The 12,879-nt window shown below is 28.3% G+C and carries 15 protein-coding genes; 5 read left to right on the top strand and 10 right to left on the bottom strand.

What is annotated here, in order from left to right; translation table 4 throughout:
• Positions 1–57 precede the first annotated feature (57 nt).
• Both rpsT and AC0B4K_RS00375 read right to left on the bottom strand, forming a co-directional pair.
• Entirely contained in the window at positions 58–333 is a 276-nt protein-coding gene (gene rpsT, locus AC0B4K_RS00380; RefSeq protein WP_465101162.1) for a 30S ribosomal protein S20, read from the bottom strand.
• A 70-nt stretch (positions 334–403) separates the two neighbouring features.
• Positions 404–1,651 carry a hypothetical protein gene (locus AC0B4K_RS00375; protein ID WP_465103348.1) on the bottom strand — a complete coding sequence of 416 codons (1,248 nt, stop codon included), beginning with the start codon at positions 1,649–1,651 and terminating at the stop codon, positions 404–406.
• 309 nt (positions 1,652–1,960) lie between these two features.
• Between AC0B4K_RS00375 and AC0B4K_RS00370 the strand changes: the two genes are divergently transcribed.
• The 4 genes from AC0B4K_RS00370 (at position 1,961) to AC0B4K_RS00355 (ending at position 4,126) form a co-directional block, all read left to right on the top strand.
• Positions 1,961–2,638 (top strand): hypothetical protein, encoded by a 678-nt coding sequence (locus AC0B4K_RS00370; protein ID WP_465103347.1) that lies wholly within the window; start codon positions 1,961–1,963, stop codon positions 2,636–2,638.
• Entirely contained in the window at positions 2,617–2,748 is a 132-nt protein-coding gene (locus tag AC0B4K_RS00365) for a hypothetical protein (protein WP_465103346.1), read from the top strand. The genes AC0B4K_RS00370 and AC0B4K_RS00365 overlap by 22 nt, the downstream gene beginning before the upstream one ends.
• Before the next feature lie 324 nt (positions 2,749–3,072).
• Complete coding sequence (locus AC0B4K_RS00360) at positions 3,073–3,354, top strand: hypothetical protein (protein WP_465103345.1); 282 nt, start codon at positions 3,073–3,075, stop codon at positions 3,352–3,354.
• The gene (locus AC0B4K_RS00355; protein ID WP_465103344.1) at positions 3,317–4,126 is read left to right on the top strand and encodes a hypothetical protein; all 810 of its coding nucleotides are present in this window, start codon (positions 3,317–3,319) and stop codon (positions 4,124–4,126) included. The genes AC0B4K_RS00360 and AC0B4K_RS00355 overlap by 38 nt, the downstream gene beginning before the upstream one ends.
• A gap of 912 nt (positions 4,127–5,038) precedes the next feature.
• Here AC0B4K_RS00355 and AC0B4K_RS00350 read toward each other — a convergent pair.
• From AC0B4K_RS00350 to AC0B4K_RS00330, 5 genes are all read right to left on the bottom strand, one after another.
• Positions 5,039–6,220: an IS3 family transposase gene (locus AC0B4K_RS00350; protein WP_465103343.1), complete on the bottom strand. Its 1,182-nt coding sequence runs from the start codon at positions 6,218–6,220 to the stop codon at positions 5,039–5,041.
• Positions 6,221–6,307: 87 nt separating this feature from the next.
• Positions 6,308–7,210 (bottom strand): TMEM164 family acyltransferase, encoded by a 903-nt coding sequence (locus tag AC0B4K_RS00345; RefSeq protein ID WP_465103342.1) that lies wholly within the window; start codon positions 7,208–7,210, stop codon positions 6,308–6,310.
• Positions 7,211–7,583: 373 nt separating this feature from the next.
• Positions 7,584–8,225 (bottom strand): IS30 family transposase, encoded by a 642-nt coding sequence (locus AC0B4K_RS00340; protein ID WP_465103341.1) that lies wholly within the window; start codon positions 8,223–8,225, stop codon positions 7,584–7,586.
• A complete protein-coding gene (locus AC0B4K_RS00335; RefSeq protein WP_465103340.1) occupies positions 8,159–8,431 on the bottom strand; it encodes a hypothetical protein in 273 nt (90 codons plus the stop codon). The genes AC0B4K_RS00340 and AC0B4K_RS00335 overlap by 67 nt, the downstream gene beginning before the upstream one ends.
• A complete protein-coding gene (locus AC0B4K_RS00330) occupies positions 8,431–8,721 on the bottom strand; it encodes a hypothetical protein (RefSeq protein ID WP_465103339.1) in 291 nt (96 codons plus the stop codon). Before AC0B4K_RS00330 ends, AC0B4K_RS00335 begins: the two co-directional genes overlap by 1 nt.
• A 141-nt stretch (positions 8,722–8,862) precedes the next feature.
• Between AC0B4K_RS00330 and AC0B4K_RS00325 the strand changes: the two genes are divergently transcribed.
• Positions 8,863–9,672 (top strand): IS3 family transposase, encoded by an 810-nt coding sequence (locus tag AC0B4K_RS00325; protein WP_465103338.1) that lies wholly within the window; start codon positions 8,863–8,865, stop codon positions 9,670–9,672.
• Between the two features lie 60 nt (positions 9,673–9,732).
• On the opposite strand, the gene fusA is transcribed toward AC0B4K_RS00325, so the two are convergent.
• The 3 genes from fusA to rpsL are packed head-to-tail and all read right to left on the bottom strand — an operon-like array spanning position 9,733 to position 12,779.
• Entirely contained in the window at positions 9,733–11,823 is a 2,091-nt protein-coding gene (gene fusA / locus AC0B4K_RS00320) for an elongation factor G (RefSeq protein WP_465103337.1), read from the bottom strand.
• A gap of 26 nt (positions 11,824–11,849) precedes the next feature.
• Positions 11,850–12,320 (bottom strand): 30S ribosomal protein S7, encoded by a 471-nt coding sequence (gene rpsG / locus AC0B4K_RS00315; RefSeq protein ID WP_099309118.1) that lies wholly within the window; start codon positions 12,318–12,320, stop codon positions 11,850–11,852.
• Positions 12,321–12,368: 48 nt separating this feature from the next.
• The gene (gene rpsL, locus AC0B4K_RS00310; RefSeq protein WP_099309117.1) at positions 12,369–12,779 is read right to left on the bottom strand and encodes a 30S ribosomal protein S12; all 411 of its coding nucleotides are present in this window, start codon (positions 12,777–12,779) and stop codon (positions 12,369–12,371) included.
• Positions 12,780–12,879 lie beyond the last annotated feature (100 nt).

Below are 12,879 nucleotides of genomic sequence, written 5' to 3'. Positions count from 1 at the left end.
AGCATTAGTTAATTAATATAAAAAAATGCAGCAATAAGCTGCATTTAATAAAATATTTTAGTAAGCATTGTTTGCTTTTGTTTTGTTAACAAATTGATCTAAACGTGAGTGTTTTCTTGCGCCTTTATTAGCATGAAAAACTCCTTTAGCAACAGCTTTAGCAATTACGTGGTGTGCATTTGCTACTAATAAAGCTGCTTTTTCGTCGTTAGCTAAAACAGCTTCTCGAGCTTTACGAATTGCTGTTTTAACTCTAGATTTCATAGCTGCATTTTTTACACGAGCTTGTTCCATCTTAACGATGCTTTTCATTTTAGATTTAATATTAGCCATATAAGACCTCCCTTTTTCTTTTAGTTTGAAAAATCCTATATATTATATAACAAAACTTAAAATATAAAAATTAATATGTGATTTTATAATCGCTTCTAACGATGGTTTTCTTTAGTTTAAACAATACTGGAATAATAATATTTAAAACTAAAATATAAATTGGCAAGGCAATTACTGACCTAAGAACAATCGGGGTCATAACAATTACATAACGATTTTGTAAGTTATAACTTCTTCCTAAATATCTATTAGCATATTGAATAAAGGCAATTGGACCTCAGATTCACCTTGCTAATACAATTGTAAAGATAACTAAAAAGATTGTTAAAGATAAGTATAAGTAGGTTTGTTTTTTACCTGGGGTTTTTGCTTTAAAATATCAATATACTGATAAATTAAATAATGCAAACATTCCTAAAGTTAATGCTAGTAAAGTTCCAAAAACTCCAACACTTAACCTACTAATTCCAAAAGTAGATGAAATTCTTAAACCTTTTGGATCATTGACATTTACTAAGAATGTATAAATTAATAAGCCAAAAGATAAAAGCATAAAGATTTCCATAAAAATAAAAACTTGTTTTTTGTTTTTCTTAAAGATATCTAAGATAAAGCCAATTAGAAACGAAACTGCAATTGGCACAATTGCATAAGCTTCATGATATAAAGCAATTTGCCCTGAAAGTAGTAAACTAAAAAAGTCAGCCAAAAAAGAGAAAAAAGCCCCTTTATATTTACCAAAGAAAATGGTGAATATAATATAAAAGATATATTCAGTCGATAAAGAAATAATTTTTAGTGGAGTAAAATTCTTTAAAGCAGTAATAATAAAGAATAAAGACATTAAAATTGCACCAAGGGCAATATCATAAACTGAAAATTTCAAATTATTACGTTTTGAACCTTCTTTTCAATTACATATATAATAGTCTCCTTCTTTAAATAATGCAAATAAAAAGAAGTAACGATATATATCTAATAACGGAATGAATAAGGATAATTTTAAGAAAGTAAAATTAAATACTCCATTACCTTCATATTTAATTTTATCTTTAATATGCTGTCACATTTGCCATTCAATTTTAAAATAATAAATTCTTGCAGCTAAAACACCAAGATATAAAGGGATTAATAATCCCCAGAAGATAATATTTTGATTTAATTGATTAGTTGATAAATGGATATTAAAAGGAATGTATGTTTTATTCAATATTAATATAATTAAAATTAATAAAGTTAAACATAATGCTTTAAAAAATCCGTGTATTAATGTTGTTTTTTTAAAATTATAATTAGTGTTGTGTATGTATATTTCCATTCTATTATTATAACAGATAAGGAAAAATATACTTTCTAAAAGTTTCGGGCTTATATTAATGTTTTTCTTTGATATAATTATGATGTGTTTAGATAAAAGGAAGATATTTTTCAAACATTATTAATATTTTTTATAGTATAATAATCCCAATAATAATATTTAACAGCAATCAATTAATAAAAAAAGGAGATATTTATGGCAAAGAAATTAAAATTTTTCTTTTTAAACTCAATCAGTTTAATGGGATTAGACATTTTTTGGTATTCCAGCAGTAAAAAATGTGCTGTACTCATTTGGTAAAAGGAATCCATGATTAAGAAAACATTAGTTGGTCTTAGCACGATATTAATCCCTTTTACAGCTTTTGCCTGCACTGTGAATAATGACGAGTTAGTTAATCCAAATTCTTTTAATGATATAGATGAGGAACAAAGGTTAAAAATTTCAAAAGAAATTAGTAAAATATATAATCTTATTATGCCTAAGTATAAAAATCTAGTTAAGTTAGCTACTTTTATCCCACCAATATGGTTGGATAATAATGGAAGAATAAAACAAACTTATAGCCAAAATCAAACCGGAGGTTTTAACACAGTATATTTTGATGAAAATGTTCCTAAAATAAAGGAAAGATTTATTGAGATATCTTCAAAAGAATTATTTAATTCCTTAATTATAAATCGATTTAAAGAATTGCATAATCATGATGACTTTAATGATGATATTCAAATCAAGGAATTATTTGAATCCATTTATTTAAATAATAAAAATGTTTATAATCTTTTGGAAGATAATAATATTTATATTTTTGCAAATTACGGTAATATCAAACAGCATAATTCAACTATTGATTATCTTGTCCCTTTTTATGATCATGATAAAATAACTCTAAATATTATAGTTAATGACCAAAACCGCCGCAGGCAAGATGTGGTCCACAAAGTCATAGCTTTGGAGTTTTTGTATTGCCTAAATCAAAAGAGTTAAAATTTGAAATACTAGAAGATACAAGAACCGCCAATAAAAACCTTGCTTATTATAAAACTCTGTACAATTGATATAATAATTCATACTTAAAAGCATGAAAAGATAAATAAAGCAAAAAATAAACTTTTAACTAACAACCCCAGAAGTTTTGCCAAATAAATTGCTAAAACTTCTGGGGCTCTAGACAGGAAAGAAATATTCGGACAAAATCTGAATATTTCTTTCCTGTCTAAAAAATAGTTTTCTCAAAAAACATTTAAAATAGTGTTATAATTATTATATAAGCAAATAACAAAATTATTTTTAGTTTATAAGGTATTGCTTCACTGTTTTTAGGTGATAATATCTATTAAAAAAAGAAAAAAATGAATATTAGTTAGTTGAATAATTTATACTAATAATTATTAATACTAACTAGGTTTTAAAGAGGTTTTATGTTTAAAAAAGTTAAAAATATATTTTTTGGTGCTACTAGTGTACTAACGATTTTACCGCTAGTGAGTGTAAGTTCAAACAAGCTGTTAATAGCGGAAAATAATAATAAAAAAATCCAATATATAAATTTAAATAGTGCATATGTTAAAGCACAGGCCGATGAATCTGGTCGAGGCGGAACTATTAATTTCGAAGTTTATACTTATAAAACAACCCGCAAAAATGTTGAAGTGGCAATAACTTATGTTACAGAAGACCAAAAAAAGAATCTTAAAATATAGTCTATTAGGTTTTGGATTACTTGCCATTCCATTAACACTCATATCTATTTATTTTATTGAGCACGAAAAGATTAACAGATTATCACGTATTGGAGTACATACATATTGAAATACTAATAAAAAAGTTTGAACTAAGGAAGGTTATTCTCCAATTCTTTTTTGAGTAGATTTAGACAGAGTAACTGAAGAAGATAAGCAAAAATATCAGCAACATAAACTTTTATATCCAGAGCATCAAGAAAGCAAATATTATGATACAACTGGAATTGCATATAGTTACTTTAATTATATTGATTATTCCAACTATCCAAATTCAACACCTAAATGAATTACAAAGAATATTACTAAAACAACTTATTTAATTAAAAACAAAGAAGATTTTATAAAATTATTACAAACTAAAAATCCTACTTACTACTCTGAAAAAACACAAATTACAAGTGAATTTAATGAGCTTCTGGATAATATCGATTTTAATAAACAAGATTTATTAATTTTAAATAACTATAATTCTCAAATTTTTGCTAAGTCTGACAATAGAGAAAAGAAGTTAAATATAAATGATTTTATTTTTGATAAAAACTCAAAAAAATTAAAGATTTCATTTTCATATAATGATAAATATAATTTTTATATGTTTCATAATGATGCTATTTATGCTTCTAATACTGCAGTAGGTAGCGATAATTGATTTAAAACATACTTTTTAATTATTGATAAAAGCGATGCAGCTAGCCCTGATGGCTTACATATGGATTTTGTATATAAATAATACTATCTTATATAACATTTATAAATTATAAAATCATGTCTAAAATTTAAATAAACCCTCATAAGTCAAATAAATTGGTAAAACTTATGAGGGTTTATTATAATAAAGAATCTTGTATCTTTAGCGGGATCAAATACATAGCAATTTGTTTCATAGCATGTTTCTTATAATTAAAATAAAGTCAATAATTTTATACCATTGTTTGCAACGCTTTTTTCTTGCAAACCTATAGATTCGATTGTTATCTTTATCTTCTTTAATTAACTCATAATTCGCATTTTAAAAATAGAAAAATTATATATATTTCTAATGGGATGTTTGATTTTGTTTCTTTAAAGAAGTGTTATAAGTTGTATATAGTTAACCATATCTTACAAAAGGGCATCCTTGTTTAACAACTTCATTCCTCTTTATACCTGATCCCCTTTCAAATACACCTAAAGAACCAAGTGATATAAATACTCAATTTACAGGTAAGTTCTCAAATAATTTTTATGTGCAATAATAAGTGAACAAAACAATCATGCTACTTATCAAGAAGTCCACTACACTTTATGCAGTAGTTTTAATTTTAAATAAAAATCAAATTAAATACACTAAACCTAAAGGATGTAAAAAATGAATGGATTAAATAATCCATTCATTTTTTATATGTGAATTTTTTAAATTAATCTTTGGTCATTTTGAGCTTAACTTTTGTTATAAAACTCTTTCATTATATAAAAAGAATATTCGTAAATGTTCGAATATTCTTTGTCAGCATATTTATTATTCTTGTTTCCTATTCCTTAATTCTAAAATTTAAAACTTCTTTTCAAGGAGTTTTTAGTTCATTTCAAACATCCTTAAATCTTTTACGTGATACTTTATTAGGCATTAAACATGGACAGCAAAATTTAACATTTTAGTAACTTATAATGCCATTGCAAATTGCTTTGGCGTTTTTCAGTTTAAGTTTGATTGAATTCGATCGTTATTATACCAAACTACATATTCTTGTATCATATCATTAAGTTCATTGAACGTAATTTTGGAATAATCTAAATCATTTAATAATTCGGTTTTAATGATCCCAAACCAATATTCAATTTCTCGATTATCAAGTGAGTTTCCCACTCTTGATAACGAAATAACGCCACCAATATTTTGAACTTCTTTAATATATTGATGATGTGTATATTGAAAGCCATGATCTGAGTGAATGATAAAATTTTTGGGTTTGTATTGTTTTAATGAATTTAAATTGTCTAAAACTAGTTCTAGATTATTACTTCTTGATAATTTAAAACCAACAATTTGTTTAGTTTTATGAGATAAAATTGCAGACAAATAAACGTGTGATTCTAACACGTCTTTTGGTGCTTTTATATATGAAACATCAGTTGCATAAATATTTCGATTGTTTTGATCGTTATAATCACGATTTACGAAGTTATCAATTTGTGAAGATACATTTTTAATTTCTTTTCGTTTTGATTTTTGTCTAAGCTTACATTTTAGGCCTAAAAGGTTCATATATCTCCCTAAAGAACGTTCGTTTATATCTATTTTGTATTTTTGAGATATGTAAACACTTAGCTTTAGCCTTCCATATCTTGACTTTGTTTCTATGAACGATTTTTCAATTACATCACTATGTTTAGGGAGTTTTTGTGAAATTTTAATCTTATGAGTTTTAGAAATTGTTTGCCTAGAAATGCCAAAAACTTCTGAAAGCTTCACATAACTTATGCTAAAACTTTTTAATTCAATAACTTTCTTACTTTTGGGTAATTCATTGGTAATTTCATAATATCTTTTAGCTATTTGTAACAAATCATCACGATCAAAAATATCTCAATTTGGTTCTCTTTTCTTCTTAGGACTGCCACTTCCTTTTTTGCGGTTTTCGCCTTTCTTTGTCTGCAATAAGTCTTCCATACCTAAATTATAATACTTAATTATTTTATTAATTCTAACTTTTACACTATTTCTTTGTAAGTTTTTTGTTCCTGGTGATATTTGGTAAATAGCCCGAAAAGCACCTGGGAAACCTGACTTTTGATATTCTTCATATATTTTTGCAAATTCTTCTTTCTTTAAATGTCTTGACATAATTTTCCTTTCAAAAAATTTTTTCGTTGGTACCAACGAATGGTAACAGAAAAGCTAACATTTACATGTTAACTTTTCTGTCCGGCTTTACATATAGTATTTATTAAATTCAAAGTCAATACTTGACATGAACATATAAAAGATATAACCAAGGATATTGACTATTACACCAGCAAGCCCAAAGATGATTGGAGAAAATGGTCATTTAGATAGTTTACCTAAAGTATTAATTCCTTTAGCACCTAAATAGAATCAATTAGATGTTCATTGGATCTGAACTCTATTATTAGAATTCTTAATTCCATGGAACAACACGATATTACCAATTAATACTAAAACTAACATACCAAGCATTAAGGCTGACCCTTGTACAAAATTTCTTAATTTTATTTTTGCTTTTGGACCATATACAATATGGGTAAATACTGGCATAATTAAAACAAATGAGTGAGCAAAAATAAAATCTCAAAATAGAACGTTATCATAGCCTAAATTAAAACCAGCATTATTTCACTCTCTAGTTCCTTCTTTAAGATCATTATATTCTCTGTCAATTTGGGTTGCAACTGGATCTGCTCCTAAATCAGCAAATAAAAATCCAAATATCGCCCCAAAGACAGCTAAAATACTTACCATATTAATTTTAGGACCTTTTTTAAATATATATAAAAGAGGGATTGTAAAACTAAAAAACCTACATAAATGCAATGGGAATAATTCCCATTTATAAGGATAATCGATTCAAATTAAAAAACCTAAGCGAATTAAATTATATATTGTTGTAAAAATACCAATTGCCACAAATAAATTTTCAAGTGATAGTGTTTTGAAAATAAATTTTTTACCTTCTTGATTAAAATAGTTATATACCCTTTTGCGGTAAATGTATAAAAATAAGATTACAAATAAACTGAGTACAAAAAATGATAAAAATAATGGCCTTGAACTGCTAAAATCTGCTATATTTCTGCGATAATGTCAAAAATTCATATTTCCCTTTCTTGATATTGAAAATTTCCTTTATTATACTATATAAATATCTTTTAAAGATAAATATAATTATAGTTTTTTAACAATGTTTTTTGGAAAAGTCACTTGCGAGATGTTAACAAAATAATTGTCTTTTAATTTTAACATAATTTTTAGATAAAAAAATGTATGAGAAAACAGAAAACACGGTGTTTTTTGGAAAAGTCACTTGCGAGATGTTAACAAAATAATTGTCTTTTAATTTTAACATAATTTTTAGATAAAAAATGTATGAGAAAACAGAAAACACGGCAGTGTTTTCTCTCGGTTTTGCTTACTTTTGTCAAAAGTAAGGCCCCTTTGATTGCAATCAAAGGCGGGGGATTAAAAAATTTTAGATTATCTTATATTTCCGGACAACTTGCCGATAGTTATTTATTTTTTCCATCATATAATCAATTTCTTGCTGAGAGTATTTATCTAAGCTTTTTCCTTTGGGAATGTAATACCTAATTAAGCGGTGCATATTTTCTATTGAACCTTTTTGTCATGAACTATATGGTTGGCATTTAAATAATCTTTCAGTTGGAATTACCTCGTGCAATAAGACATTTTCACTACCATTATCAACTGTTAAAGTTTTAATCTCTAAGTTATGTTTCTTGATTAGTTTGACAAGAGTTTGTTTTATAGCTTTGGAGTTGCGTTTTGAAAGCATAGCATAAGACATTCTGGTTTGCCGTTCAATCATGGTCACAATACAATAGGTATCATTGATTTTACCAATAACGGTGTCTAATTCAAAATGGCCGTGTTCAGAGCGATCATTAATATAAGCTGGACGTTTTGAAATTTCTGTAGCATATTTTAATGTTTTAGGTTTGGTTTTCTTTTGCTTCCTTATGCCATATTTGCCTTCAGATTTTTTAACAATATGGTCAAAATCAAGGAAATAAGGGTATTTTTTGATTATTTTATAAATTGTACTAGGTGAGGGAGCAAATTCATCAGGGGATAATTTTTTAAAAGAATTCACAAGATAGGTAACTGATTTCTTAACTTCTTTTTGCTCAAATTCTTTTTATTTCTATTTTTATTGTATGTGTTAAGCTCACTATATCAATATTTTCTGTAGGCCTTTCATTTCTCTTTAATTGCATCACTTACAAAAAAGAGTCGTGAAAATGAATAACCTAATAAATGTTCGTATAGCTTGGTAAAATTAAGGGTTTTAACCCGCATTACTTTTTTTGAACACTTAGGACAAACATAGCGATTTTGTTTTTTATACTTCGAATGTCTCTATTAAAAATTTTGGCTACTTCTTGGATTGAGAAACCTTCAGAAAGTTCTTGTAAAATATTATAAAGTTGTTCTAGATCGATTTGATCTGATCGTAATTTTCGTTGTGTCCCAAGAGCTCCTTGCATTTTCAAGATAGTGTTGTAATTCTCTTCAATTTTAAAATGTTGATATTTATTTTCTTTTCGATATTTGTCAAAAACACAAATATATTTTTCTAAATTTTTCATATAATTTTAAGGTCTCCTTTATTTTTTGAAAAATTATTAATACAACTATTTTATTACAAGGCAGACAAAAACAATGTCACATGCAAAAAACTTGCATGTGACATTTCTAATTAATAATTAAAAAGTTTTAGCATAAGTTATGTGAAGCTTTCAGAAGTTTTTGGCATTTCTAGGCAAACAATTTCTAAAACTCATAAGATTAAAATTTCACAAAAACTCCCTAAACATAGTGATGTAATTGAAAAATCGTTCATAGAAACAAAGTCAAGATATGGAAGGCTAAAGCTAAGTGTTTACATATCTCAAAAATACAAAATAGATATAAACGAACGTTCTTTAGGGAGATATATGAACCTTTTAGGCCTAAAATGTAAGCTAAGACAAAAATCAAAACGAAAAGAAATTAAAAATGTATCTTCACAAATTGATAACTTCGTAAATCGTGATTATAACGATCAAAACAATCGAAATATTTATGCAACTGATGTTTCATATATAAAAGCACCAAAAGACGTGTTAGAATCACACGTTTATTTGTCTGCAATTTTGTCTCATAAAACTAAACAAATTGTTGGTTTTAAATTATCAAGAAGTAATAATCTAGAACTAGTTTTAGACAATTTAAATTTATTAAAACAATACAAACCCAAAAATTTTATCATTCACTCAGATCATGGCTTTCAATATACACATCATCAATATATTAAAGAAGTTCAAAATATTGGTGGCGTTATTTCGTTATCAAGAGTGGGAAACTCACTTGATAATCGAGAAATTGAATATTGGTTTGGGATCATTAAAACCGAATTATTAAATGATTTAGATTATTCCAAAATTACGTTCAATGAACTTAATGATATGATACAAGAATATGTAGTTTGGTATAATAACGATCGAATTCAATCAAACTTAAACTGAAAAACGCCAAAGCAATTTGCAATGGCATTATAAGTTACTAAAATGTTAAATTTTGCTGTCCATGTTTAAAGCAAGATATTTTGATTCAAAGAATTAATCCTCGTCTTTAGATTGTAAGTTTCTTCTCTTAATAATTTCATCAGAAATGTTTTTAGGTGTTTTTTCGTAGTGATCAAATTGCATTTGGTAGGTTCCACGACCTGAAGTCATTGATCTAAGTTCTGTTGAATAACCAAACATTTCTGAAAGTGGAACCTGTGCTCTAACAACAACGGCTCCATCGTTTCTTTGTTCTTGGTCATTAACAAGCCCTCTACGACGTGATAAATCACCAATTACATCTCCCATGTGATCTGAAGGAACAACAACTGAAACATCCATAATTGGTTCAAGTAATACTGTTCCAATTTGGTCTTTAGCTTTAGTAAGAGCTTTAGAAGCTGCTATTTTATAAGCCATTTCTGAAGAGTCAACGTCGTGGTATGAACCATCAAATAAGGTAGCTTTAATATCAATCATTTGATATCCAGCTAAAATACCAACAGCCATTTTTTCTTCAAGACCTTTCTGAATTGATTTAATGTACTCTTTTGGAATTTTACCACCAACAATTTTATCAACGAACTCAAACCCACCATCTGGGTTAGGTTCAAATTTAATTCATACGTGACCATATTGACCTTTACCACCAGATTGTTTAATGTGTTTTCCTTCCACATCAGCTGTTTTGGTGATAGTTTCACGGTATGAAACTTGTGGAGCACCAACTTTAGCTTGAACACCAAATTCACGTTTTAGACGGTCGACAATAATGTCAAGGTGCAATTCACCCATACCAGCGATAATTGTTTGACCTGTTTCATCATCTGTATAAGTTCTAAAAGTTGGGTCTTCTGCTGCTAATTTTTGTAACCCTAATGAAAGTTTTTCAGTTGCAGCTTTTGATTCTGGTTCTAAAGCTTGTGAAATAACTGGCTCAGGGAAAACCATTTTTTCTAGTACAAGTTTTGGTGATTTTTCATCAATTAAAGTATCACCAGTTGTTGTGTATTTAAGACCAACCGCTGCTGCAATATCTCCAGCACGACATTCATCAATTTCAACACGGCTGTTAGCATGCATTTGTAGCACACGTCCAATACGTTCTTTTTCACCCTTAGTTGAGTTAAATACGTAGCTTCCTTTGTTTAATACCCCACGGTATACACGGAAGAAAGTTAATGAACCAACAAAAGGGTCATTCATAACTTTAAATGCTAAAGCAGCAAAGTTTCCTTCATCGCTAGCTTCAACACTGACTTCATTTTCTCCTTCGTGTGCTCTAATAGCAGGAATATCTAAAGGTGAAGGTAAATAATCAACAACCGCATCGATCATTTTCTTAACACCTTTATTTTTAAATGAAGTTCCACAAACTACTGGGAAAAATTCAGAAGTTAAAGTTGCTTTTCTGATTGCAGCTTTAAAAGCATCAAGTTCTACTTCTTTTCCTTCTAAAACAGCCATCATTAATTCTTCATCAAAAGCAGCAACTGCTTCTAATAATTCTTGACGTTTAATTTCAACAATTTCTTCTAAGTCAGTAGGAATTGCTGTTGGGAATTCTTCTTCTTGAGGCTCTCCGTTATAAGTGAAAGCTTGTCTGGTAACTAAATCAATAACCCCTTTAAAGTCTGATTCAGCTCCAATAGGTCATTGGATTGCTACTGCATTTCCACCTAATCTTTGTTTTACGGATGCAACAGAAGCAGCAAAATCAGCTCCTGCTTTATCCATTTTATTTACGTATACAATACGTGGAACTTTATAATTAGTTGCTTGCCTTCAAACTGTTTCTGTTTGAGGTTCCACTCCTGATTGTGCATCTAAAACAGCAACTGCCCCATCTAAAACACGAAGTGAACGTTCAACTTCAACTGTAAAGTCAACGTGTCCTGGGGTATCAATAATATTAATTCTTTTACCTTTTCAAAAAGCAGTGGTTGCTGCTGAGGTAATAGTAATACCTCTTTCTTTTTCTTGTTCCATTCAATCCATTTGTGAAACACCATCATGAGTTTCTCCAATTTTATGGATTTTTCCTGTATGGAATAAAATTCTTTCTGTTGTGGTAGTTTTACCTGCATCAATGTGGGCCATAATACCGATATTACGGTAATCTTTTAAATCATAATCTCTAGCCATAATATAAATTAATATTAACTAAAAGACTATCATCTGAAGTGTGCAAATGCACGGTTAGCTTCAGCCATTTTATGGGTGTCTTCACGTTTTTTAATTGCTCCACCAGTTTTCTTTGATGCATCGATGATTTCATTTGCTAAACGAACATCCATTGTTTTTTCGTTTCTTAATCTTGCATATTGCACTAATCATCTAAGTGCTAATGTTTGTTTTCTACGAGCAGGAACTTCGGTAGGTACTTGGTAGTTTGTTCCACCGATTCTTCTGGTACGAATTTCTAGTTGTGGAGTAATGTTTTCAACTGCTTCTAAAAACACTTCCATTGGTTCTCTACTTGTTTTTTCTTTAATTAATTCAAATGCTGAATATAAAATATCTTGAGCAATTGATTTTTTTCCGTCAAGCATAATTTGGTTAATTAATTTTGTAACTACTACTGAGTTAAAAACTGGATCTGCAAGTACTTCACGGATTGGTGCTGATTTTTTTCTTGACATTTTGTCCTCCTTGATTTTATATTAAATTAATTAATAATTACACTTATATTATTTTGCTTTTTTAGTACCGTATAAACTACGACCTTGGTTACGTTTTGCAACACCAGCTGCATCTTGGGTTCCACGTACGATATGGTATCTAACCCCAGGTAAGTCTTTAACACGACCACCACGAATAAGCACAACAGAGTGTTCTTGTAAGTTGTGTCCTTCTCCTGGAATGTAAGCTGTGACTTCCATTTGGTTTGATAATCTAACACGAGCATATTTACGTAAAGCTGAGTTAGGTTTTTTAGGTGTCATTGTTGCAACACGGGTACATACACCACGCTTAAATGGTGAAGCCATTTTTTTAGCTTTTTTAATTAATGAGTTATATGTTAATGATAAGGCAGGTGCATTTTGTTTCTTAGTTTTAGAGACACGGCCATGATTAACTAACTGATTTGTTGTTGACATTGTGATTCCTTTCTTTATATATTTTAATTTGTTATTGTTGTCAATATAAATAAATATAATTTTACAAAGATAAAATTATGATTTTATTATACCATAACAA

The sequence above is a fragment of the Mycoplasma sp. 11548 genome (genome assembly GCF_055523555.1).
Note: the sequence above shows the minus strand (reverse complement) of the source record. Positions and strands in the feature narration are given on the sequence as shown.